At 65.5% G+C, this 23,502-nt stretch carries 24 protein-coding genes and 1 riboswitch; of the genes, 15 read left to right on the plus strand and 9 right to left on the minus strand.

Annotated elements, in window-relative coordinates; all coding sequences use genetic code 11:
• Positions 1-286: 286 nt before the first annotated feature.
• A complete protein-coding gene (locus tag INR38_RS20835; protein WP_207442969.1) occupies positions 287-667 on the plus strand; it encodes a hypothetical protein in 381 nt (126 codons plus the stop codon).
• A gap of 49 nt (positions 668-716) precedes the next feature.
• On the opposite strand, the gene INR38_RS20840 is transcribed toward INR38_RS20835, so the two are convergent.
• The 6 genes from INR38_RS20840 to INR38_RS20865 all read right to left on the minus strand — a co-directional run bounded on the left by INR38_RS20840 (position 717) and on the right by INR38_RS20865 (position 5,481).
• Positions 717-2,003 carry an arsenic transporter gene (locus INR38_RS20840; RefSeq protein ID WP_207442968.1) on the minus strand — a complete coding sequence of 429 codons (1,287 nt, stop codon included), beginning with the start codon at positions 2,001-2,003 and terminating at the stop codon, positions 717-719.
• A gap of 76 nt (positions 2,004-2,079) precedes the next feature.
• Positions 2,080-2,583 (minus strand): arsenate reductase ArsC, encoded by a 504-nt coding sequence (locus INR38_RS20845; protein ID WP_207442967.1) that lies wholly within the window; start codon positions 2,581-2,583, stop codon positions 2,080-2,082.
• Between the two features lie 40 nt (positions 2,584-2,623).
• The gene (locus tag INR38_RS20850; protein ID WP_012206185.1) at positions 2,624-2,947 is read right to left on the minus strand and encodes a metalloregulator ArsR/SmtB family transcription factor; all 324 of its coding nucleotides are present in this window, start codon (positions 2,945-2,947) and stop codon (positions 2,624-2,626) included.
• A gap of 118 nt (positions 2,948-3,065) precedes the next feature.
• Entirely contained in the window at positions 3,066-3,770 is a 705-nt protein-coding gene (locus INR38_RS20855; protein WP_046989091.1) for an SDR family oxidoreductase, read from the minus strand.
• A gap of 30 nt (positions 3,771-3,800) precedes the next feature.
• The gene (locus INR38_RS20860; protein WP_207442966.1) at positions 3,801-4,802 is read right to left on the minus strand and encodes an NADP-dependent oxidoreductase; all 1,002 of its coding nucleotides are present in this window, start codon (positions 4,800-4,802) and stop codon (positions 3,801-3,803) included.
• A 73-nt stretch (positions 4,803-4,875) separates the two neighbouring features.
• On the minus strand, positions 4,876-5,481 hold the full coding sequence (locus tag INR38_RS20865) for a TetR/AcrR family transcriptional regulator (protein WP_207442965.1): 606 nt from the start codon (positions 5,479-5,481) through the stop codon (positions 4,876-4,878).
• A 70-nt stretch (positions 5,482-5,551) separates the two neighbouring features.
• Here INR38_RS20865 and INR38_RS20870 point away from each other — a divergent pair, with 70 nt between their 5' ends.
• The 4 genes from INR38_RS20870 (at position 5,552) to INR38_RS20885 (ending at position 9,359) form a co-directional block, all read left to right on the plus strand.
• The gene (locus INR38_RS20870) at positions 5,552-6,862 is read left to right on the plus strand and encodes a flavin-dependent oxidoreductase (protein ID WP_207442964.1); all 1,311 of its coding nucleotides are present in this window, start codon (positions 5,552-5,554) and stop codon (positions 6,860-6,862) included.
• Between the two features lie 131 nt (positions 6,863-6,993).
• Positions 6,994-7,896 (plus strand): glutamate ABC transporter substrate-binding protein, encoded by a 903-nt coding sequence (locus INR38_RS20875; RefSeq protein WP_013801878.1) that lies wholly within the window; start codon positions 6,994-6,996, stop codon positions 7,894-7,896.
• 3 nt (positions 7,897-7,899) lie between these two features.
• On the plus strand, positions 7,900-8,562 hold the full coding sequence (locus tag INR38_RS20880; protein ID WP_207442963.1) for an ABC transporter permease subunit: 663 nt from the start codon (positions 7,900-7,902) through the stop codon (positions 8,560-8,562).
• The gene (locus INR38_RS20885) at positions 8,559-9,359 is read left to right on the plus strand and encodes an amino acid ABC transporter permease (protein ID WP_013801876.1); all 801 of its coding nucleotides are present in this window, start codon (positions 8,559-8,561) and stop codon (positions 9,357-9,359) included. The genes INR38_RS20880 and INR38_RS20885 overlap by 4 nt, the downstream gene beginning before the upstream one ends.
• Positions 9,360-9,365: 6 nt before the next feature.
• Here the strand turns inward: INR38_RS20885 and INR38_RS20890 are convergent, their stop codons facing one another.
• Positions 9,366-10,823 carry an MFS transporter gene (locus INR38_RS20890; RefSeq protein WP_242699141.1) on the minus strand — a complete coding sequence of 486 codons (1,458 nt, stop codon included), beginning with the start codon at positions 10,821-10,823 and terminating at the stop codon, positions 9,366-9,368.
• Positions 10,824-10,951: 128 nt separating this feature from the next.
• Between INR38_RS20890 and INR38_RS20895 the strand changes: the two genes are divergently transcribed.
• The 3 genes from INR38_RS20895 to INR38_RS20905 all read left to right on the plus strand — a co-directional run bounded on the left by INR38_RS20895 (position 10,952) and on the right by INR38_RS20905 (position 14,218).
• Positions 10,952-11,890 (plus strand): LysR family transcriptional regulator, encoded by a 939-nt coding sequence (locus INR38_RS20895; protein WP_013801874.1) that lies wholly within the window; start codon positions 10,952-10,954, stop codon positions 11,888-11,890.
• A 150-nt stretch (positions 11,891-12,040) separates the two neighbouring features.
• The gene (locus tag INR38_RS20900; protein WP_034395797.1) at positions 12,041-12,724 is read left to right on the plus strand and encodes an energy-coupling factor ABC transporter permease; all 684 of its coding nucleotides are present in this window, start codon (positions 12,041-12,043) and stop codon (positions 12,722-12,724) included.
• 330 nt (positions 12,725-13,054) lie between these two features.
• Entirely contained in the window at positions 13,055-14,218 is a 1,164-nt protein-coding gene (locus tag INR38_RS20905) for a GGDEF domain-containing protein (protein WP_096916662.1), read from the plus strand.
• Between the two features lie 51 nt (positions 14,219-14,269).
• Here INR38_RS20905 and INR38_RS20910 read toward each other — a convergent pair whose 3' ends face one another.
• Entirely contained in the window at positions 14,270-15,349 is a 1,080-nt protein-coding gene (locus tag INR38_RS20910) for a glycosyltransferase family 9 protein (protein WP_207442962.1), read from the minus strand.
• A 186-nt stretch (positions 15,350-15,535) separates the two neighbouring features.
• Between INR38_RS20910 and INR38_RS20915 the strand changes: the two genes are divergently transcribed.
• The 7 genes from INR38_RS20915 (at position 15,536) to INR38_RS20945 (ending at position 22,479) form a co-directional block, all read left to right on the plus strand.
• Positions 15,536-17,650 carry a metallophosphoesterase gene (locus INR38_RS20915; protein ID WP_065346221.1) on the plus strand — a complete coding sequence of 705 codons (2,115 nt, stop codon included), beginning with the start codon at positions 15,536-15,538 and terminating at the stop codon, positions 17,648-17,650.
• A gap of 227 nt (positions 17,651-17,877) precedes the next feature.
• A complete protein-coding gene (locus INR38_RS20920) occupies positions 17,878-18,033 on the plus strand; it encodes a hypothetical protein (protein WP_012206197.1) in 156 nt (51 codons plus the stop codon).
• A gap of 248 nt (positions 18,034-18,281) precedes the next feature.
• A complete protein-coding gene (locus INR38_RS20925; RefSeq protein WP_034395786.1) occupies positions 18,282-18,683 on the plus strand; it encodes a BLUF domain-containing protein in 402 nt (133 codons plus the stop codon).
• A gap of 60 nt (positions 18,684-18,743) precedes the next feature.
• Positions 18,744-20,528, plus strand: a complete 1,785-nt coding sequence (locus INR38_RS20930) for a sensor domain-containing phosphodiesterase (protein WP_063325636.1) — start codon at positions 18,744-18,746, stop codon at positions 20,526-20,528.
• Between the two features lie 86 nt (positions 20,529-20,614).
• A riboswitch (yybP-ykoY riboswitch) is annotated at positions 20,615-20,798 on the plus strand.
• Positions 20,799-20,812: 14 nt separating this feature from the next.
• On the plus strand, positions 20,813-21,382 hold the full coding sequence (mntP, locus tag INR38_RS20935) for a manganese efflux pump MntP (RefSeq protein ID WP_043824905.1): 570 nt from the start codon (positions 20,813-20,815) through the stop codon (positions 21,380-21,382).
• A 164-nt stretch (positions 21,383-21,546) separates the two neighbouring features.
• Positions 21,547-21,954: a PRC-barrel domain-containing protein gene (locus tag INR38_RS20940; RefSeq protein WP_034395775.1), complete on the plus strand. Its 408-nt coding sequence runs from the start codon at positions 21,547-21,549 to the stop codon at positions 21,952-21,954.
• A gap of 150 nt (positions 21,955-22,104) precedes the next feature.
• Positions 22,105-22,479 carry a cytochrome c gene (locus INR38_RS20945; RefSeq protein ID WP_207442961.1) on the plus strand — a complete coding sequence of 125 codons (375 nt, stop codon included), beginning with the start codon at positions 22,105-22,107 and terminating at the stop codon, positions 22,477-22,479.
• Positions 22,480-22,481: 2 nt separating this feature from the next.
• Here the strand turns inward: INR38_RS20945 and INR38_RS20950 are convergent, their stop codons facing one another.
• Positions 22,482-23,417 carry a LysR substrate-binding domain-containing protein gene (locus tag INR38_RS20950; protein WP_207442960.1) on the minus strand — a complete coding sequence of 312 codons (936 nt, stop codon included), beginning with the start codon at positions 23,415-23,417 and terminating at the stop codon, positions 22,482-22,484.
• Between the last annotated feature and the right edge of the window lie 85 nt (positions 23,418-23,502).

Genomic DNA, 23,502 nt, shown 5'->3' on the forward strand with positions numbered 1-23,502 from the left:
ATAGCGGTTGAGCCTTCCCGAAAGAAGGCCTCGTCACGTCTGAACACCTGGCAAGTGGGCCCGCCCGCTCGTCCACACGGTTACGGGCGGGATGGGGCTGTCCGCAAGGCTGCCCGCACGTCTATGCGCGTGTTTTGAACATCCCGTCCACCTTTTCCGTGCTTCAAAACACGGGGCTGGTGGTTTCAAATCTCGCATAGGAGTACGGAACCATGAACGCCGTTTCTCTCGCTCTTGCCTGCGCGCCCTCTTTTGGCGCCGCCCTTTCCACACGGAGGGCCCAGGCATGAACCCCGCCCAGCCCAAATCCGCCACGGACAGCCACAGCACCCGGCAGCTGTCCAACGCCCTCACCCAGGTGGACCATCTCGTGCAGCAAGGCTGTGCAGAAATCTCCGCCATCGCCCAGTTGGCCCTGGCATGGCTGGAGACGCCCAAGGGCCATCGCCACATGGACGTGGTGGCCCGCGCACTGCAAAGCATCCGCGACAGCGCGGAGACGCTGGCCGACTACGCGGGCACCGAGGCCCAGGCCATGGGCTGCGGGTTCGAAGACGCGGCCGAGATGCGCCGCGCCGAAGCGGCCGAGGCGGCGGCAAAGGCCATGGCCCACCTGTTTGAACGCCGCGCCAATGTGCCGATGCCTGCGCAGGACGGCAGCAGCTGATGCGCCAGCACGCCGGCCGGCCGGCGTTCAGACCACGCCCAGACCACGCTCAGCCCACACTCAGCCGCAAGGCAAGCGCGACCAGCGTGATGGCAAGGACCGGAAGGGTCAGGACGATGCCGACGCGCAGGTAGTAGCCCCAGGCAATCGTCATGCCCTTGCGGGCCAGCACATGGAGCCAGAGCAAGGTGGCCAGGCTGCCGATGGGCGTGATCTTGGGGCCGAGGTCACAGCCGATCACATTGGCATAGACCATGGCTTCCTTCACCAGCCCCGTGGCCCCGGAGTGCTCGATGGACAGGGCGCCCACCAGCACCGTGGGCATGTTGTTCATCACGGAAGACAGGCCCGCCGACAGAAAGCCGGTGCCTATTGCGGCGCCCCACACGCCGCCGCCTGCAAAGACTTCCAGCACCCTGGCCAGGGCGCCGGTCAGCCCAGCGTTGCGCAAGCCATAGACCACCAGGTACATGCCCAGTGAGAACACGACGATCTGCCATGGCGCGCCCTTCAGGACCCGTCCTGCGCTGATGACCCGGCCATGGGCGGCGACGGCCAGCAAGAGCAGCGCACAGGCTGCGGCCACCGCGCTGACGGGAACGCCCAGCGGCTCCAGCCCGAAGAAGCCCAGCATCAACAGCGCCAGCACGGCCCAGCCTGCGCGGAAGGTGGCCAGGTCCCGGATGGCGGCCGATGGCGGCTGCAGGCGCTCCAAGGCGTAGGTGCGGGGCAGATCCTTGCGGAAGAACAGGAACAGCACGCCCAGGCTGGCGGCCACGGCAACCAGGTTCACCGGCACCATGACCGACGCGTAGTCGTTGAAGCCGATGCCGAAGAAGTCCGCCGAGACGATGTTGACCAGGTTGGACACCACCAGCGGCAGGCTGGCCGTGTCCGCGATGAACCCTGCCGCCATGACGAAGGCCAAGGTGCTTGCGGCAGAAAAGCCCAGGGCCACCAGCATGGCCATCACGATGGGCGTCAGGATGAGCGCGGCGCCATCGTTGGCGAAGACCGCAGACACCACGGCGCCCAGCAGCACGATGAAGGCAAACAGGCGCCTGCCGCTTGCGCGCCCCCAGCGGGCCACGTGCAGTGCAGCCCATTCGAAGAACCCGGCCTCGTCCAGCAGCAGGCTGATGATGATGACCGCCACGAAGGTGGCGGTTGCGTTCCAGACGATGCCCCAGACGACGGCGACATCGGCCCAGTGCACCACCCCCAGGGCCAGTGCCACGATGGCGCCGAGCGACGCGCTCCAGCCGATGCCCAGGCCTGCGGGCTGCCAGATGACCAGAACAAGGGTGGCTGCAAAGATCAGGAGGGCCGCAAGCATGTGCTGTTTTCTTCGAGGATGTGCAGGCGGCAGCGGGGGCCGCAGCGGTTTCGGTGGCGGGTGTCAGTGGCAGGCTTCAGTCACGGGCCAGGTCGCGGGCAGACTGCTGCAGCGCGTGCCTGGCCAGGGACGATGGCGGCAGGTTGACGAGCCGCTCCAGGCGCTGCCGCATGGCCAGCAGGGTCTGGAGGAATGCGGCCTGCCGGCCTTGGTCGCTTCCTTCGGCCTGCGACGGGTCCGCGTAGCCCCAGTGCGCGGTGGCGGGCTGGCCCGGCCAATAGGGGCATGCCTCGCCAGCGGCGCTGTCGCAGACGGTGATGACCAGGTCCATAGGGGGCGCATCAGGCGCGCCGAACTCGTCCCAGCTTTTGCTGCGCAGGCCTTCGGTGCAGACGCCCGCCTGCTCCAGCGCCGCAATCGCCAGCGGATGGGGCTGCTGGTTGTCGCGGGGGCTGCTGCCTGCGGAGTAGGCCTTGAAGCGCCCGCCGCCGAGGTGATTCAGAAGGCCTTCCGCCAGGATGCTCCGGGCAGAGTTGTGCGTGCACAGAAACAGGACGTTCAGGGGTTTGTCGGAAGTCATGGCAGGAAGTGTTCGGGGCGGGGAAACCGGGGGAGCAGCGTCAGCAGGACTTGCAGGACATGTCGGCCACCTCGCATGCCGCACCTGCACAGCAGTTCTGCGTCAGGAAGCCGAGCAGGCCGTTCATGCGCTCATAGGCGGCGCGGTACACCAGGTTGCGGCTGGCCCGCTCCTGCGTCACCAGGCCCGAGCGGGTCAGTTCCTTGAGATGGAAAGACAGCGTGGTGTTGGCGGCGCCCAGGCTTTCTGCCATGACGCCCGGCGTCAGCCCCTCGGGCCCGGCCACGACGAGCGCGCGGAAGATGCGCAGGCGCAAGGGGTGGGCAAGCGCGGCCAGGGATTCGACGACTTCAGATTCATCCATGGGCAAATCATACGATATTTCAACAAATATGGAAATATAGGCCAAACCGGCGCTGACCGATTGTGCCAGCCCACGCCGATCCATGCGGATGGGCACCCATGGCTGGCACGGTCCGATCTCAGGCGCCCTGCGGCAGATAGCTTGGCCGGGCCGCCGTCATGCCGCGCTTGACCTGCTGGGTGAGCTCGTCGGCCAGCACTTCATCGAGCCCGGCCTCCAGTCCATCCAGCGCGCGGCTGACGATGTCCTCGGGGCTGGACTTCGGCGCGTCAAGCCCGCGCGTGAGGTCCGTGTCGACATAGGCCATGTGCAGGCCCAGCACCTGTGTCTTCTGCCCTGCAAGCTCGCTGCGCAGGGCGTTGGTGAGCGACCAGGCGGCCGACTTGCTGGCCGAGTAGGCAGCCAGCTCGCCGCCATTCACCCAGGAGGCCACCGACAGCACATTGAGCAAGGCCCCGCCGCCGTTGGCCTTGAGAACCGGCGCGAAGGCCTGGCTCATGCGCAGCACGGCGAAGAAGTTGGTCTCGAAGATGCGCCTGGCGACCTCTTCGCTGTCGGGCGCCATGAAGCCGCCGGGCTGGGCGATGCCGGCGTTGTTGATCACCAGCGTGACGTCCGACGCCTGCGCAGCGGCGGCGGCCACGTCCTGCGGGCGGTTCACGTCCAGCTGCAGGGCATGCACGCCGGGCTGGGTGACCGTGGCGGGGTCGCGCGCGCCGGCGTAGACCTTGCGGGCGCCACGGGCAAGCAGCTCGCGTGCGAAAGCCAGGCCGATGCCGCGATTGGCGCCGGTGACGAGAACAACAGCGTTTTCAATTTTCATGGAGCACTCCAGGGGTGGGGGAAAACAGATTCAACGGATCTTGATGACGACCTTGCCCTTGGCATGGCCGGCTTCGGAATAGGCAAGGGCCTCGTTGGTGGACTCGAATGCGAAGACCTTGTCCACGACCGGGCGGATGGCGCCCGCTTCGATGAGGCGGGTGATCTCGCGCAGCTGGCCGCCGTTGGCCCGCATGAAGAGAAATGAGTAGTCAATGCCACGGCCTCGCGCCCGGCGCCTGACACCGGAGCTGAGCAGCCGCATCACCAGCCGCACGAATGCGGGCGCCGCGATGTTTCTGCCAAATGCGGGATCGGGTGGGCCGGAGATGGAGACCAGCTTGGCGCCGCCCTTGAGCACGCGCAGGGATTTGCCAAGCGTCTTGCCGTCCTGGCTGTTGAGCACCACGTCGTAGTCGTGCAGGACGTCCTCGAAGTCCTGCGTGCGGTAGTCGATGACGACATCCGCTCCCAGGCTCCTGACCAGTTCGAAGTTGGCCGCGCTCGTGGTGGTGGCAACGGTGGCACCCAGGTGCCTGGCCAGCTGGATGGCGAACGTGCCCACGCCGCCGGAGCCGGCCTGGATGAAGACCCTTTGCCCCTTCGACAGCTTCGCTGTCTCCACCAGGGCCTGCCAGGCCGTCAGGCCCACCAGGGGGATGGAGGCCGCCTCTTCCATCGTGAGCCCCTTGGGTTTTGGCGCCAGTGACGACTCCTTGACCGGCACGAACTCCGCGAACGTACCGATCCGGAAATCGTCCGTGCGTGCATAGACCTCATCGCCGGGCTTGAACTGCCGCACGCTCGGGCCGGCCTTGACCACCACACCGGCCACGTCGTGGCCCAGGATCAGGGGCAGGCGATAGGGCAGGATGAGCTTGAATTGCCCGTCCATGATCTTGGAGTCCAGCTGGTTCACGCCTGCGGCATGGACCTGGACCAGGACTTCGTCGTCACGCAGCTGCGGCTCGGGTACGTCTGCCAGCTGCAAGGCGCGGTTCGCTCCATGGCTTTCCAGAACAAATGCCTTCATGGTCTTCCTTTATATGATGATCATCATATGTAACGACGAAAAAAATCCAGGCACATGCACAGGGCATGCGCCATCACTGGCTGGCCGGCGTCAGGTGCTTGAGTGCTGCTTCGCGCAGGCTGTCGGACAGGGCCGGATCGTCCACTGCCCGAGCCAGCAGCAGGCTGCCGACCATGGTGGACAAGGTGACGAGCGCGCGCTCATGGGCGCCGGGCTGTCCCCAGTCCGGCGATTGGCGGGCGATGAGATCGACCATTTCCTTGATGTGGCCCGTGGCCACGCGGCGCACCTCCGGCGCCTGGCGCGAGGTCTCGGAGCCCAGGGCCGCCAGGGGGCAGCCCACCTCGGCGCGCTGGACATGTTCCTTGGAAAGATAGGCGGCCAGCATGGCCTGCAGCACCATGCCGGGCGGCGCCTTGGCCACCACGTCGGCGACGGCGGCGCAGGACTCGGCGCAGGCCTTGCCCGCCGCTTCGGCCAGCATGGCGTCGCGCGAGGCGAAATGGGCGTAGAAGGCGCCGTGCGTCAGGCCTGCCTCCTTCATGATGTCCGCCACCCCGGTGCCGCCATAGCCGCTGCGGCGGATGGCACGCGCCGCCACGGAGACGATGCGCTCATGCGTGGCCTCCTTGGCGGAAGCCCGGGCGCTGGAATTTGTGTTTCGCATGATGGCCATCATACATTTTTTGCGCCATGCACGCGCCGCAGATGGGACATCCGCCCGCAGCCATTGCATGGACAATCCCGGCATGTCTGCTGCTGCTTCACACAACAATCCATCCCGCCCCGTGCTCATTGCCGGCGGCGGCATCGGTGGCATGGCCACTGCCCTCACGCTGCACCAGATCGGCGTGCCCTGCATCGTGTTCGAGTCGGTGGCGCAGCTGCAGCCGCTGGGCGTGGGCATCAACCTGCAGCCGAACGCGGTGCGGGAACTGCATGACCTGGGCTTCGGCAACGATGTGCTGGACACCATCGGCCTGCAGGCGCGGGAATGGGCGCTGGTGGGCCGCAACGGCAACGAGGTATATGCCGAGCCGCGCGGGCTGCAGGCGGGCTACCACTGGCCGCAGTACGGGGTGCACCGCGGGCAGTTGCAGATGATGCTGTTCAACGCCGTGCGGGAGCGCCTGGGCGACGACGCCGTGCAGCTGGGCCGGCGCGTGGTGGGCTACCGGCAGGATGCCGAGGGCGTGACCGCCCTCATCGACACCCGCGATGGCCAGCGGCTGGAGGTGCAGGGCTCGCTGCTGGTGGCGGCCGATGGCCTGCACTCGGCCGTGCGCGCGCAGATGCACCCCGCTCAGCCGCCCATCCAGTGGGGCGGCGCCATCATGTGGCGCGGCACCACGCCCGGGGTGCCTGTGCGCACCGGTGCGTCCTTCGTGGGTGTGGGCTCGCTGCGCCATCGCGTGGTGCTGTACCCCATCACGCCGCCGGACCCCGTCACGGGCCTGGCCACCATCAACTGGATCGCCGAGATCACGGTGGACAACGACGGCGGCTGGCAGCAAGGCGACTGGAACCGGCGCGTGGCGCTGGAGGAATTCATCCACCACTTCGAGGGCTGGGACTACGGCTGGCTGGACGTGCCGGCCATGCTGCGCGGCGCCACGGATGTCTTCGAGTACCCCATGATCGACCGCGACCCCGTGCCCACCTGGGTGGACGGCCGCGTGGCCTTGCTGGGCGACGCGGCGCATGTGATGTACCCGGTGGGCTCCAACGGCGCCAGCCAGGCCATCGTGGACGCGCGCGTGCTGGGCGCGCAGCTGCTGGACCACGGCGTGGGCCCGCAGGCGCTGCGCGCCTATGACGACAGGCTGTGCAAGGACATCTCGGCCCTGGTGCTGCGCAACCGCGGGGCCGGCCCCTTCGGCCTGCTGGGGCTGGTGGACGAGCGCTGCGGCGGCGTCTTCGACCATATCGACGAGGTGCTGCCGCGCGAGGAGCGCGAGGGCTTCATGGCCCGCTACAAGGCAGCGGCCGGCTATGCGATCGAGACGCTCAATGCCGCAGCCCCCACCATCGCACCCGGTCGGCGCATGGCCGGGACGTGACCGGCGCATGACCGGCGCATGACCAGGGACTGAGCCCTTGTGCGGCAGCAAGGGCCGCGAGTCGCCATAATCGGCCCTTGCCCCTGGCAGCCATCCCTAGATTTACATCACAGACCAAGCAGGAAGACCACATGCCCATCAAATCCATTCTGAAATCCACCGTGGTGACGCTGGCGATCGTGGGCAGTGGATCGCTTTTTGCGCAGGGCGCGCCCCTGAACACAGCGGCGTTTGACGCCCTGGTGGCGCAAGGCCCCGTCGCCGACGCCGCGACTATTGCATCGAGCACCTGGGCCAGCAAGATCAAGCAGACCGGCACGCTGCGCCTGGGCAGCACCCAGACCTCGAATCTGTTCTCCCTGCTCAACGAGAAGGACGGCAAGATCCGCGGCTTCGACGCAGGCCTGGCCCAGCTGCTCACGCGCTACATCCTGGGCGATGCGTCCAAGTACCAGTTCGCACAGGTGACCTCGTCCACGCGCGAGCAGGTGCTCATCAACAACCAGGCGGACATGGTGATCGCCACCTACTCCATCACCCCCGCACGCGCCGAGAAGATCTCGTTTGCCGGCCCCTACTACACCTCGCAGGCCGGGGTGCTGGTCAAGGCAAGCAACAAGACCGTGCAGTCGTACAGCGACCTGGCAGGCAAGAAGGTGGCCACGCAGGCCGGCTCCACGGGCCCCGCCATCCTGGCGCAGCACGCGCCCAAGGCGGTCGTGCAGGAGTTCCAGACCCACCAGGAAGCGCTGGACTCCCTGCGCCAGGGCCGTGTGGATGCCTATGTGACCGACTACACGCTGCTGCTCAACACCCTGAGCCTGGGCACTGGCGACGCGCGGCTGGCAGGCGCGCCCTTTGGCGCCCAGGATTCCTACGGCATCGGCCTGCCCAAGGGCTCGGACGGCGTGGCCTTCATCAACGCCTTCCTGAAGAAAATCGAAGCCGATGGCACCTGGGCCAAGCTGTGGACCGTCTCCATCGGACAGCGCACCGGCAGCACGGCCGTTCCCACGCCGCCCGCCCTGCCCTGAACGATGGGTGACATCTCCCGGCTCCTCGCCGACCACGGGCCTGCCTTCTGGCAGGCCCTCTTGCTGACCTGGAAGCTCTCCGCCTTCTCGTTCCTGCCCGGCTTCCTGCTGGGCGTGGTCGTGACGGTGCTCAGGCTTCTTCCGCTGCCGCCGCTGCGCTTCGTGCTGACCGCCTACGTCGAGATCTTCCGCAACATTCCCAGCGTGGCGCTGCTGATCTTCATCGTGTTCGCGCTGCCCGATCTCAATGTCGTGATCGACTATGAACCCAGCGTGATCCTGGCCCTGACCCTGGTCTGCTCCGCGTTCACGGCGGACTATCTGCGCGCGGGCATCAACACCATTGCCGGCAGCCAGATCGAGGCCGCGCTCAGCCTGGGCATGCGGCCCATGCAGATCATCTCGGCCGTGGTGCTGCCGCAGGCGCTGCGCTCGGTGGTGCAGCCGATGACGTCGCTGCTCATTGCGCTGATGCTGTCCACCTCGCTGGCGTCCCAGGTGCCGCTGGCGGGCCGGGAGCTCACGGCGCTCGTGTCCAAGATCGCCAACGACTCCGCCGCCGGCATGGCCGCGTTCGCGGTGGCCGCCGCCCTGTACGTGGCCACCGGATTGCTCATTGCCTGGGTGGGCGCCATCCTGGAAAAGAAGCTGCGGATACTGCGATGAGCCGTTCTCTGGAAGACATTCTGTTTGGCGCGCCCAGCCCGCAGGCCAGGAAGATCACGCAGGTGGTCAGCCTGATCGCCGCGGCCGGGCTGATTGCGCTGGCTGCGGGCGTCGTGTGGCGTTTTCATTCCGCAGGCCAGCTCGAGGCCCGGTTCTGGGAATTCTTCGCCTGGCCCACCACCTGGGCCTTTCTGGCCAAGGGCCTGCTCGGCACGCTGGCGTCCTCGGCCATGGCCGCCGTCATTGCGCTGAGCCTTGGGCTGGTGCTGCTGGCGGGGCGCCTGGCGCGGCCCCGCATCGTGCGCTGGCCCAGCATCGCCGTCATCGAATTCCTGCGCGGCACGCCCACGCTGCTGCTCATCTACGTGTGCTTTCTGGTGCTTCCCGCAGCCGGCATCAAGCTCGGCACGTACTGGATGCTGACCCTGCCCATAGGCCTGAGCACCGCCGCCGTGGTGGCCGAGGTCTACCGCGCAGGCGTGCTGGCCGTCCCTCGCGGCCAGACCGATGCCGCGCGAAGCCTGGGGCTGACCGAGGTCCAGGTCTTCCGGTTCGTCGTCTTCCCGCAGGCCCTGCGCTACATCGTCCCGGCCCTGGTCGCGCAGCTGGTCATCGTGGTCAAGGACACCACCTTCGGCTACATCGTCACCTATGGCGAGCTCATGCAGAACGCCAAGGTGCTCATCGCCAACTACCACGCGCTGGTGCCCGTGTACCTGGTGGTGGCGGTGCTGTACTGCCTGGTGAACTACGCGATATCGAGGGCGAGCAGGCGGCTGAGCCGGCCGGTGCACTGAGCCTTGTCACGAACGGCTTGTCGCGCGAGCACGGCTTGCAACTGCCATTGCCATGGCCAGGGCAACGACGATCAGAACGGCCGAGACTGCGAACGTGATCCGCATCGCGTTGGCAACGGCCTCGGGATGCGCCGTTGCGATGTCGGGCGTCTTTGAAGCGAGCGCGAAAACCGTCCCCATCATGGATGCCCCGGTGATGAGCCCGAGGTTGCGCGACAGGCTGAGCATGCCCGAGATGACTCCGCGCTGGTCTGGATGGACATTCGCCATGACGGCGGTGTTGTTGGCCGCCTGGAAGAGCTGATATCCAGGGGTCAGGACGACGATGGCCGCAACGTATCCCGCCACGCCGAACATCGACGCAAGCACGGACAGTGCAAATGCCCCCGCCGCCATGGCGATGAGCCCGACGATGGCCATGGATGGCGCGCCCCAACGATCGACGGCACGGCCAGAGGGGACACCGCTCAATATGGCGATCAACGGGCCCACCGCCATCACGATGCCAACAATGGCTTCGTTGAGCCCGAGCGCACGGGCGAGGTAGAACGGCCCCACCACCAGCGTCGACATCATCACCGTCGAGACGAGCCCGTTCATGGCAAGGCTTGCGCTGAAGCCTGGATCACGGAACATCGCCAATCGAATCAAGGGCGATGCGGCTTTCGCCTCGGCAAGCACGAAGAGCACGGCACCCAAGGCAGTGGCCAACACAAGAGCCCCGTTGAGCGGACCGAAACTTCCGCGCCCCAGCGTCATGGCCAGTGCGTACGCCACAAGCGTCACAGCCAGCAGCAAGGTGCCCAGATTGTCGAAGCGGGCCCGCCCCGTCTTCTCCCCCCGGCAATCGGCGGGCAGGTAACGGTGCGCGAGAACCCATGCCACGATACCCAGCGGTACGTTGACGAGAAAGATCGCCTGCCAACCGAGTCCGGCGATCAGAACGCCGCCCAGCGATGGACCGAGAGCGGTGCCCATTGCGGACATCGTTCCGAGCAGTCCCATGGCGCTGCCGGTCCTTTCCTTCGGCACCGTCCCAGCGACAAACGCCATGGTGAGGGCCATCATGATGGCCGCGCCAAGACCCTGCACCGCCCGGGCGGCAATCAGCAGCCGGAGCGTGGGCGCCAGGCCGCAAAGGACCGAGGCCAGCGTGAACAGGAAGATACCGACCAGCAGCAGCCGTCGGCGGCCCATGACGTCGCCGAGCCGTCCGACGCTGACGATCAGGGCAGTGATGGCCAGCAGATAGGCAAGGACGACCCACTGGACCTGCTGGAAAGAGGCGCCGAACGCCTGAGCCAAGGTAGGCAACCCCACATTGGCGATGCTGGTGCCCAGCGATGACAGCAACATCGATAGCGAAAGGCTGGCAAGCACCCACCGAATCGACGGCGTCTGCTCTGCACGGTCAGCGGCCATCCCATCTCTTGCTGTCGTGGCTGATTCTGGTGTGATTTTCATCGTTGGCGACTCCCGAAATTGAGCTATCGGAAGCGTAGTTCCCTGCCCGGCATGGCGGAAGGCGCACCACTTTCACTTTATTCGTGCGTCTGGCGCCATGTCACCACACGCCGTGCTACGGTCGATCCATGTCAAGACCCGATCTCAACCTGCTTGTCACCCTGGATGTGCTGCTTGCGGAAGGCAACGTGGCGCGCGCCGCCCAACGGTTGCGGCTGAGCCCGTCAGCGATGAGCCGGGCGTTGGCGCGTTTGCGGGAGACGACGGGCGATCCGCTGCTGGTCCGGGCCGGGCGCGGCCTCGTTCCCACACCTCGGGCGCTCGAACTCCGCGAGCGGGTCAGCCAGCTCGTGCAGGACACGGAAGCGGTTCTGCGCCCTGCCGAGCAGCCCAACCTCCAGCAGCTGGTCCGAACGTTCACACTGCGGACCAGCGAAGGCTTTGTGGAGAATTTCGGACCGGACCTGATTGCCCGCGTCGGCGAGCAAGCGCCTGGAGTTCGCCTTTGCTTTGTGCAGAAGTCAAACAAAGGGAGCGGCCCGCTTCGCGACGGCACGGTCGATCTGGAGACCGGCGTTGTCGGGAGCACGATAGGTCCGGAGGTGCGTGCGCAGGCGTTGTTCCGAGACCGTTTCATTGGCGTCGTGCGAATGGGGCACCCGCTGAGCCAGGGCGAGATCACGCCCGCGCGCTATGCAGCCGGCAGGCATATCCTGGTGTCCCGGCGAGGGCAGGACAAGGGCCCCATCGATGAAGCCTTGAGTTCTCTCGACCTGCAACGGCAGATCGTTGCGATCGTTGGCGGCTTTTCAGCGGCGCTGGCCTTGGCCCGGGCCTCCGACCTGATCGCCAGTGTTCCCGAACGGCACACGGGGAACCTGCGTGCCGGAATGCACAGCTTCCCCCTTCCGGTCCCTGTGCCGGAGATCACGGTTTCACTCCTGTGGCACCCGAGGCTGCATGCCGATCCGGCGCACCGGTGGCTGCGCGGGTGCGTACGGGAGATCTGCGCGGAACAGCACAGCGATTCCTGGCCATGCGAAAAAGCGGCCGAGAGCCCGGCGTGAAGCCGATGGCTATCCGAAGTGCGGCAGCGTGACTACAGCGTGAAATGAACATGGCGCAGCACACCGTCCCCGGCTATGCTCGGTGCCTTTGCCGTTGCGCAGTCGGTGCCCGCCGGCTCTCCAACGGACCTTGCCTGTTCAGGACCTCCCATGCACATCGAACCCGGCGTCGTCAGCCCCGAGAAAATCGCCCTCAGTTACGTCACTGCCGCAGCGGCCTTCGGCCTGACCGCCGCCCTGGCACGGCAAAGCCTGCGCGACAACGGCGGCGCGCTCGCGCTGCTGGTGCGCAGTGTGATCACCACCGCGCTGGTGTTCAGCTTCTTCGAGGTGTTTCCGCATGAGCCGGTCGGCGTATCCGAGGTCCATCTGATTCTGGGCTCGACCTTGCTGCTGATGTTCGGCGCGGGTGCTGCGGCCATTGGCCTGGCGTGCGGCCTGCTGGTCCAGGGCCTGTTCTTTGCACCCTTCGACCTGCCGCAGTACGGCATGAACGTCACCACCTTGCTGGTGCCGCTGTATGCGGTGAGCCAGCTGGCGCGCCGGCTGATTCCAGCCGGCACGGCCTATGTGGACATCAGCTACCGGCAGGCCCTGGCCCTGTCCACCACCTACCAGGGCGGCATCGTGCTGTGGGTCGCCTTCTGGGCCATCTATGGCCATGGCGCCAGCCTGGCCACCATGACCGAGGTCGCAAGCTTTGGTGCCGCCTACATGTGCGTGGTGCTGGTGGAGCCGCTGGTGGACCTGGCCGTGCTGTGGCTGGCCAAGCGTCTGGCCGCCTTCACGCAAGGGCCGCTTTTCAATACCCGCCTGCACGCAGCGGCCATCTGACAGCCGGCTTCCCGGTCACCGCACCCTCGGTGCTCCGCTGTGGCGGGCTGCTCAAGACTCCAGCCGCATCCGCGCTGACCAGCGCCACGGCGGCTGCATCACGGAAATCAGGCCGAAAATCAGGCAACGGGCTCCCGTTCACGGGCCGCCCGATCCGTGACTTCCACCCAACGGACTGCCGCGCAGCAAGGGCCTGAAGGCCCGCATCCTGCGACAATTCGGCCCGCGCGCTCCGCTCCATTTCAATGCGACGGCCCCGACCTGCGCCGCATTGCGCCTTGCCTGGCAGCTATTGCACGGGGCCTGCCTGCGCCGATATCTTCATCGTCCATGGTTCTCGATCCCTTCACCCTGCTCGTTCTCACCACGGCCATGGCCGCCGCCTCGGCGCTGTATCTGGCTGCGGAATGGGGCAGCGTGCGCGAACGCTCGCTGCTGCTGTGGAGCGGGGGGTTTGCCATCATCGCCGTGGGCTGTGTGCTGGCCCTGCTGCGCTCCAGCGGCCATGTGCTGCTGGGCATCTGGTTTCCCAACGGCTTGCTGATCTGCGCACACTGGCTGTTCCTGGCCGGCGTTGCCGCGTTCACGCACACCCGGCTGCCGCGCCTGTGGTGGCTGGTGGCCGTCGTCTGGCTGGCAATGCTGTTCATGCCCAGCGGACCGTGGTGGTCCAGGGCAATGCTGGGCATCCAGTCGCTGCTGATCGCCGTCATCAGCCTGCGCGCCGGCCTGCTGCTGCGCCCGCACGGCGGCACGCTGGGCGTGGGCGCGGCGCAGCTGCGCTTCGTTCTGCTGGCCCACGGCCTGTTCTATTTCGCCAAGGCCGCCTCGGCCGTGGCGCTGGACACCTTCATCAACCTGGCCAATTTCCACGGCACGGTGATCCTGGTCTCGCTAGTGGAAGGCGTGATGGCGATCATGCTGCTCGCCATGTCCATGACCGGCACGGAGCGCCATCGCCGCGAGGAACGCATCGCGCAGATCGCCGCCCGCGACCCGCTCACCGCCCTGGACAACCGCCGCGCGCTCTATCTGCGCGCACCCCAGCTGCTGGAGCAGGCCTCACCGGCCAGCCCCTGCGCCCTGCTGCTGATCGATATCGACCACTTCAAGCAGGTCAACGACCTGCACGGCCACGATGCCGGCGACCGCCTGCTGCTGACGCTGAGCGACCTCATCCGCAGCGCGCTGCCGCGCGGCGCACTGGCCGCACGGCTGGGCGGGGACGAGTTCGTGATCGTGCTGCGCAGCGTCGACCACGCGGCAGCGCAGGCGCTGGGCCAGGACTTGCGCGAGGCCTTCGCGCAGCAGGCGCGCACCATGTTCGAGACGCCGGAACCGGTGTCGCTGAGCATCGGTGCCACCTTGTTCGACCAGCCCGGGGTGGAGCTGTCCCACTGGCTCAAGCAGGCCGACGAAGCTCTCTACACCTCCAAGCGCAAGGGACGGGACCGGATGGAACTGGTCCCGCTTGCGCCCGGGCGGCCGCACTGAAGGCGCCGGGGGCGCCGGGGGCGCCGAGGGTGCCCTGGCCCTGGGCATGCCTCACGCCAGCTCTTCATCCGCCAGCGCCAGCGCTGCTTGCGCCAGCAGTTCGGCGGCATGCGCATCGTTGCCGGGGGTGAAGACCCGGTGGCGCTGCGGGTCCAGCGGCGGACCCCGGTCCACTTCGCCGGCTTGCGAGGCGACCACGCTGCGCGTGCCCAGGGCAGCAGCCATCATGGAGACGGTGGTGTTGTTGCACACGGCCACGCTGGCCGATGCCAGCGCCGCGCCCAGCATCCAGATGTCGGTGCGGCCGCTCAGGTCCAGCGCGGGGTGGCGCATTTGCGCGGCCACCGATGCCACCAGGGCGCGCTCGTCCTCGCTGCCGGTGAGCACCACTTCCAGCCCCGCCTGTGCCAGCCGGTCGGCCACGGCCGCGAAGCCGCTGGCGGACCAGCGGCGCACAGCCAGCCGCGCGCCCGGGTGCACGATGGCGTAGCGGCGGCTTGCGGGCAGCAGCGGGCGGACGCGGGCGCGGTCATCGGCATTCAGCGGCAGGTCCAGCTTGAGACCGCGGCGCGGCAAGCCCATGTAGTCGGTCAGGGCCAGCAGGCCCAGCACTTCGCTGCCCTGCCCGGGCCAGGGCACAAAGCGCAGCGCATCCGCCTCGGGCACCCAGTCATCGGGGTCCGCAAAGCCCGCGTTGCGGCGCGCGCCAAAGTCGGCGACCAGGGTATTGGTGTTGCGGCCCGAGTCGTGCAGCTGCACCACCAGGTCAAAGCGGCGCGAACGCATGCGGCGCTGGAAGAAGCTGTATTCATCGGCCTTGGCCGAGGGCACGCCGGGCAGACCGGGCCAGCCGGGAAACAGCTCGAAGTCATCGACCGAAGACAGCCTTTGCGCCAGGCCTTCGGCCTCGGGCAGCCCCACCAGGGTGATGCGTGCCTTGGGCCAGGCCGCAGCCAATGCACGCAGAACGGGCGTGGCGCACAGCAGATCCCCAAAGCGGCGCGCGCGGAACACGCCGATTCTGCGCAGCTGCGGCAAGACGGCCGACCTGCGGTGGTCCGTGTATTTGCCGGGCCTGAGGGCGGGGGTTGAATCGGCCAGCCTCAGCAAGGGGTGATTCATGGAATTCATGGGCACTCTCCGCCTGTGGTTGCAGGCCATGGATACGTAGCAATCGGCGTGCCCGCTGCGCCGTCCCCCTGCAAAAGCCGGACGCCGTCTACCACGCCTGGCTGGGTTGCCCTGTCACACCCATGAAACATGGGCTGCAGACAATGCCGGACTTTGTCAATCAGAGCGCCCCGCGCAACACGAAGAATGCAAGTCTGGAAATTGGGAATGGTGGCCGGTGCCGCAGCGCTGGCCCTGGCGGGTTGTGGTGGCAGCGATGGCGATAGGGCAGATGGGGGAACGAACAGCCAGGCCGTGGCCTTCATGGCCGATGTGCACTTCCAGGACGTGTACGGCGACCTCAAGAACAGCAGCTTCAAGGGCGTGCCCACGGCCAATGGCATGTTCGCCACCATCCGCACCATGTATGCGCAGCTGACTTCCACGCGGCTGTTCAACGAGAACTACTTCGCCTTCCGCGCCGCGCTGGACGATTCGCTGGCCAAGGGCGTGAAGCTGGTGGCCTTTCCCGGCGACTTCTCCGACGACGGCCAGCCGCTGAACGTGAACGGCTTTCGCGCCGTGCTGGCCGAGTACGAGAAAAAGGGCATGCGCTTTTTCATCGCGCCCGGCAACCATGACCCTGTCGCCCCCTACGACGATGACGAAAAGGGCAAGGACGACTTCATGGCCGCCAACGGCAGCACGGTCAAGGTCTACGCCAAGAACTACCAGGGCTGCCTGAACGCCGAAGCCAACGTGGTCTGTACCGACCAGTTGATGGAGCAAGGCTATGCCTCGCTGCTGCGCGACCTGGCCCCCTACGGCCTGATGCCCAATGAGAAGGACGTGTACTGGGAGACCCCCTACAGCACCTACGCGCAGGACAAGTACAGCTATGCCGAGGCGGCCAGACAGGCCCAGCTGGGCCAGCGCAGCTACGAGATCTGCAAGGAAGGCGAAGGCGGCAGGTTCAAGCAGGCCGGCTACACCAATTGCACCAGCATTGCCGATGTGAGCTACCTGGTCGAGCCCGTCAAGGGCCTGTGGCTGCTGTCGGTGGACGCCAACGTCTTCGTGCCGGACAAGCTGGACCCCGCCAAGCCCAACTCGCCCAAGGGCTTCACCGGCGCCGGCAATGCAGGCTGGAACAAGATGACCACGCACAAGAAGAGCGTGATGGCGTGGATCGAATCGGTGAGCGCGCGCGCCAAGGCCCAGGGCAAGCAGCTGGTGGCCTTCTCGCACTACCCGACCATGGACTTCTACGCCAACCAGACCGATGCCATCAAGGCCGCCTTCAAGCCCGGCGCCTTCCAGACGGCGCGCGTGCCCGAGCAGGCCACGGCCGAGGCGGTGGCCGCCACGGGCCTGCCGCTGCACATCGGCGGCCACATGCACTTCAACGGCACCAACGACTACCTGAGCAAGAGCGGCAAGTACCTGGTGAACGTGCAGTCGCCGTCGCTGGCCGTCTACGGCGCGGCCTACAAGATCGTGCGCTTCGACACGCCGCGCAAGGTGGACGTGCAGACCGTGGCGCTGAACAACGTGCCGCGCTTCAACGAGCTCTTTCCGCTGTACGAGATGGAATGGAAGTACGTGGAAGGCAGCAGCAAGCCCGAGGACGCCAAGCGCCGCTGGGACAAGGCCATTCTGTCCAGCACCAGCTATGGCGACTTCACCAGCCGCTACTTCGGCGAGCTGTCGCGCCTGCGCTTCCTGGACGAGTACTGGGCCTGCGACATGAAGGACCTGGTCAGCCAGCTCAACCTGCAGCAAATGCTGACCATGGCCCAGCTGGACACCAAGGTCACCTATGCCCAGCTCGCCGGCCTGGCCGCGCAAGGCGTTGCCGTGCCCTTCAAGCCCAGCGCCGGCTGCCTGCAAGGCAGCCCCGTGGCCGGCAATGCCGCGCAGTGGGCCGCCGACTGGAGCGTGGCCGAGAACGCCGCCCGCGCCAAGGCCCAGGCCGCGGGCGTGGACTTCAACGCGCTGGCCAAGGTGTCGGCCTATACCTTCTACGGCGACTTCCACCGCACCGTCTACGCGGGCGGCCTGTCGCTGAACGACATGGGCAAGCAGCGCGTGGAGCAGTACCGCCTGCTGATGAGCGCCTTCCCTGCCCTGACCTCGGCGCCCCAGAAAACGGGCGACAAGCTGGCCGACAGCACGCCCGTGGGCCAGCCCTTCCAGTACAGCTTCAAGCAGGTGTTCTCCATCCTCAAGGGCCTGGGCTCGGGCAAGCCCAGCGACCATTTCTCGGTGGACTTCGACGCCAGGACGCTGCGCGCCGAAGGCAGCGACAGCCTGAAGTTCTGACGGACAAGGCGCGGCCTGTACAGCGCTGATCTGTGCCAAGGGGTGCCCTGCCCCTTCGTGCAGGTCAGCGCTTTCTTGCATTTGCGCAGGCATGACTACACGGCTTCCGATCTTTCCTACACCCGGATTTCACGGCGCGCCACACACTTGCTGCATTCGTCCCGCAACCCCTAAAGACCGGCGACATCGGCCTCCAGCCGCCACCCGCCGGATCAGGAGTTCTCCCCATGAAGCAGCTCATTCCCATGGCAGGGTCCCATCACCGTTCGTATGTCCCCATGCAGATGGGCCAGCCCATCAGCGACGGCAACTACACCCAGCAGCAGACCAAGGCCAACCAGCGACAGATAGGCCAGCCCTTGCCGCAAAAGCAGCAGCAATGAGGGCGATGCCGCGCCTGTGAGGCCGGCCACGTCAATCCAGGCCTGGAGCACCCTGCTCCTCTTGCACAAGCTCCCGCAAGCCCTGCCCGCCAGCGTTTGTGGGGGCTTGTTGTCCTTGGGCCCCGCAGCCGCCCAGGCCCAGGGTGCAAGCAGTATGGTTACATATGCAACAACGGGTTGCGCACCTACGTGACCCCCCTCGCGCAACGCATACCATCGCCGCCCAACAACTCAGAAAGGCGGAGGGCATGCAAGAAAATTCTCTCGAATGTTTCCTTTATCACAGCCAGCTGGCCCCAGGGGCTGACACCACATGCATCGCGGCGATCATCAAGGCGGCGCGCACCTTCAACTGGTCGGCCGGGATCACGGGCATGCTGGTTTTCGACGGTGAACGCTTCTTCCAGTATGTCGAAGGGCCGCCAGAGCAACTGGCGCTGCTGGTGGAGTCCATCTCGCGCGATGAAAGACACATCAACTTCACGCCCCTGTTTCCGCAGGCACGCCTTGATCAAAGGCGTTTTGCCAAGTGGTCCATGGCCTATGTGATTGTGGAAGACACGGAGCCGCTGGGCACCATCTCCGAGCTTCAAGGTCCAGGTGCACTGGAAAAACTGCAGGAGCTTTTACCGCTGCTGGACGCCCAGTAATCCCTTTGCCCCCAAAGGCGCGGCAGTTTTATAGTATGGGTTCACTGAGGCAGGAAATCGATGCTTACCCGTTGGACTACCGAATCCGAGAAAGAGCAACTGCTCGGACTGCAGACCGCTGAAATCCTGGACCTGAACGCCAGAAAGGAATTTCAGCGCATCACCGAGCTCACCAGCCGCATGTTCATGGCTCCGATTGCCATCATCACGGTTCTGGACGAGCACAGGCAATGGTTCAAGGCACCGGTGGGTGTGGATATGGATGGCAGCCTGCGCACGGATGCCTTCTGTGACCACACCATCAGAAACGAAGGAATCATGGTGATTCCCGATACGCACCTGGACAGCAGATTTTCAGAAAATCCCCTGGTCACCCACAAGCCCAATATCAGGTTCTATGCAGGCGTGCCTTTGATAATGGAATCCGGCCACGCCATCGGCAGCCTGTGCATCATCGATACCCAGCCCAGGACATTCTCCGAAGAGCAAGGCCAGCAACTGCAAGCCATGGCTGCCATCGTTCAGGCTCAACTTCACTACCATCACAGAATTGGAAAAATAAACGAAGTCACGGGCCTGCCAAATCGCACGCAACTCAAGCTGGACCTGAAGAGCCTTTGCATTCTGGCCCCGGGATCGGCACGCGGTCTGGTATTGATGGAGGTGCTCAACCACGCCAGCCTGCTGGAAATGAGCAATGCGCTGGGCTTGAACTATGTCGAGCAGCTCATGCGTGACATTGCCAAGGCAGTCACGGACATGACGGGGCCGCACGCAACCGTCTACCACGTGGGCCTGGCCAGGTTTGCCTGGGTGATCAGCGCCGGCAGGCAAGAAGATGAGGAGGCATTGGTCAACCAATTGCTGGAATACCTGCAAAAACCGATCACCAGCGCCGATCTGCGGTTCGAACTTCAACCCAGGGCAGGCGTGGTGCGGTTCTACCTGAACCAGGACGAGGTGGACGATGTCATCCGCAAGGCGATGGTGTGCGTGCAGCAGGCCGGATACAACGCACGATCGTTTCACCGCTATGAGGAGAATGAGGACAGTCTCCAGCAAAGGTCCTATCGGCTCCTGCGGGACTTCGGACATGCGCTGGGCAATGGGCAGCTGCGGCTGGTGTACCAGCCCAAATTCGACAACCACAGTTTCAGCTGCAAGGGGTTGGAGGCGCTAATACGCTGGAAGCATCCACAAATGGGAGAAATCCCGCCCAGCGAATTCATCCCTCTGGTTGAAGCCACGCCGTTGATCCACAGCCTGACACGGTTCGTGATCAAAACGGCGCTGGCGCAGGTGGCGGCCTGGAAAGCCGAGAAACTCGATCTTCAGGTCTCCATCAACATCTCCCCGCGCAATCTGGATGAGGTCGATTTTCCGGACTACCTGAACGCCATGTGCAACCAGCACGGCGTTCCGCTGAAAAACATCGTGATCGAGTGCACAGAAAGCGATGTGCTGACAGGCCATGGCACGGTTCAGGCGCTTCAACAGATCAGGAAACTCGGCATCAAGGTTGCACTGGATGATTTTGGCGCCGCATATTCCAATCTTGCATCGCTCAAGAATCTGCCTGCCGAGATATTGAAGATAGACCGGTCCATGGTCTGCGACATCGATACCAATGACCGGGCCCTGTCCGTATTGAAATCCATCATGACCATGGCCTCGGATCTTGGCTATCGCCTGGTGGCAGAGGGCGTTGACAGCGCCGAAGTCTTTGATTTACTGGTTTCCCTGGGTTTCGATGAAATACAGGGCTACTATTTCAGCAGGCCCATTGAAGCGTCGGAAATCAGGAAATTCGTTGAAGAGCGCAATCGGTACGCCAACGGAAAATAGCGGCAGCCACGAAGATACGAATCATTTCCAGAGAGCCGCATGCCGATGGGGGCATAGGCCCCGATCACGCCCTGCGCTCCTAGAATCACGCATCCCTTGGGGAGTAGCCTGCTTGCAACCTGCAAGCGCCTGCGTCAACACACTCGGCATCCTGCATGCTGTGGCGCAGGCATCCGTTCTTCGGTTGGCGAGACCATCGGCATTTCACCGCGACACAGGTCACAAGGTCGGGCAGCGGTGAAGTGCCGTTGTGCGCTTGCCCGGCCGTGAAGAACCCCTCCCAGATGAACGCCGCATCCATCCTGCTCCTGGCCTTTGCCATGTCCACCGACGCCTTTGCCGCCGCCGTGGGCAAGGGCTCCGCCCTGCTCAAACCCCGCTGGTCCGAAGCCCTGCGCACAGGCGCCATCTTCGGCGTCATCGAAGCCCTGACGCCGCTGGCCGGCTGGGCGCTGGGCTATGCGGCTTCCGACTACGTCAAGGCATGGGACCACTGGATTGCCTTCGTGCTGCTGCTGGTGCTGGGCGGCCGCATGCTGCTGGGCGCCCTCAAGGCCGCTGACGGCGAAGAAGAGGCCAAGCCCGCCCGGCACGGCTTCTGGCTGCTGGTGGCCACAGGATTCGCCACCAGCATCGATGCCATGGCCGTGGGCGTGGGCCTGGCCTTCCTGGATGTGAGCATCACCACCGTGGCCCTGGCCATCGGCTTTGCCACCTTCGCCATGGTGACCCTGGGCGTCATGGTCGGCCGCCTGCTGGGCAGCATTGCGGGCCGCTGGGCGGAGGCCGTTGGCGGTGTGCTGCTGATCGGCATCGGCTCGGTGATTCTGTATGAGCATCTGAGCGCCATCTGATTGGGGGCCTGCACCCCGCCAGCGCACGGTTGCGGGAGCTTGTAGGCAGGCTCCTCGCCGCGCCGCTCGATTGGCTGACAGGCCTTTGCTTGCTTTTCCGATCTCCGTGCGCTTGGGCAGCGCTCCTAATGAGGGCTTCAAATTTTGTTTTCCAGGAGTTCTCTATGACAGGTCACAAGACGCTGAAGATGGGTTTGATCGCTGCCGCACTGATCGCAGGCGCAGCCTCCACCAGCTGGGCCCAGCCCGTGGCGGGCACCACCACGCTGGGCGTGGCGGCCACTGAAGTCCAGGCCGTGGCCACGGGCTGGAGCCTGAAGAAGTCCGTGCTGGGCAAGAGCGTCTACAACGAGGAAGGCAAGGCCGTTGGCAAGATCGACGATGTGATCGTCGCACCCGACAAGGCCGTGTCGTACGCCATCATCGGCGCAGGCGGCTTCCTGGGCATGGGCAAGCATGACGTGGCCATTCCCGTGAACCAGTTCCGCGTGGAAAACAACAAGATCACCCTGCCCGGCGCCACCAAGGACGCGCTGAAGGCGCTGCCCAAGTTCGAATACGCGAAGAAGTAAGCCAGGCGCGCCCTGTCGCCTCATTCACAAGCCCTGCACTGCAGGGCTTTTTCGTGGGCGCGTGGCTGGCAGCCAGGCAAGCGTCCAGGGTGGCCGTGGAAGGCAATATGATCGCGGCGGATCAGATTCATACAAAAAATCCACGAGCAAATGAAAATACTCTTCGCCGCGTCATTGGGAATATCGTTGGCCATTCAGTCATCGCCCTGCTTTGCGGACAACAGCAATGGGAAGCAGCTCTATTCATCGAGATGCGCCATGTGCCACGGGGCAGACGCCAGGGGCACGGGCCCGCTGGCCAACAAGAGCAACCCTCCCACGCCCGACCTGACGACCGCCGCCTTCAGAAAAAGGCTGCATGATTATCCGGGGGTGATTGTCTCGTCCGTCATTCTTCGCCCGAATGGAGATTTGATTCCCCGGACCTTGCGGGAAAACGGCGTGAAAGCACCGCCCCATGCCTGGACGGTGAAGGATTTTCGTGACCTGAATGAGTATTTCAGTGGCCTGATCACGAAGAAATAAATTCAAATTGCGATTTCCTGCCTGCGCACATGCTCGCGCACGGCATCGACCAGGATGCGCGCAAGGCGCTCCACGGGCTCCGGGGCATCCAGCGCGGCGCGGCCCAGGATCAGGTCCATGGACGGCAGGGCCGGCAGGCCAAGGGCCTGTGCATCCAGCGGCCTGACGTGGGCGGGCAGGCCGAACGGCGTGCGCACGGACAGGCCCAGGCCGGCCGCCGTGGCGGCCCAGACGGCGGTCAGGCTGGCGCTGTTGAAGGCGTGGCGCCAGGCCAGGCCCTTTTTGTCCAGGGCGGCCGTCACGATGTCCCGCAGGGAGCAAGGCGCCTCAAGCATGGCCAGGGGCAGCGCCTCATCGCCCTGCGCCCCGCCGTTGAGGCCGCGCGCCCAGCCGGCCTCGGCCGCATCCAGCGATGCCGGGCCAATCCACTGAAGCGGCAGCCGCATGATGTGCTCGCCATGCACGCAGGCATGGTTCATGCCCACATCCCAGAGCAGCGCCAGGTCGAACTGGCCCAGGGCCATGCGTTCGCGCAGTTCATCGCTGCGGGCCACGCTGGCCTCGATGCGCACATGCGGGTGGGCCCGTGCGAACTGCCCAAGCACATGGGGCAGCACGCTTTCGCCCAGGTCTTCCTGCAGGCCCAGGCGCACCAGGCCGCGAAGCTCGCTGCCGCGCACGGCCGCCACAGCGCGGTCGTTGAGTTCCAGCAGGCGCAGCGCGTAGCCGCGCAAGGTTTCCCCCGCCTCCGTCAGCACCAGCCCCCGCCCAGACTTGCGCAGCAAGGGCGTGCCGCACTGGGACTCCAGCTTTTTGAGCTGGGCACTGACGGCGGATGTGGAGCGGCCCAGCCGGTCCGCCGCCCGGGCAAAGCTGCCCAGTTCGACGCCGGTGCAAAAGGTGCGCAGCACATCCAGGTCATAGAGAACGCGTGTCATTGCCAAGCCCCCAATCGTGCTGAAAAAAAGGATTGTAGATGCGAAATTATGTGATTTTCAGGATGGTTGAGGCCCAACATACTGC

The organism is Delftia sp. SD018 (genome assembly GCF_017355445.1).
GTDB lineage: Bacteria > Pseudomonadota > Gammaproteobacteria > Burkholderiales > Burkholderiaceae_C > Comamonas > Comamonas acidovorans.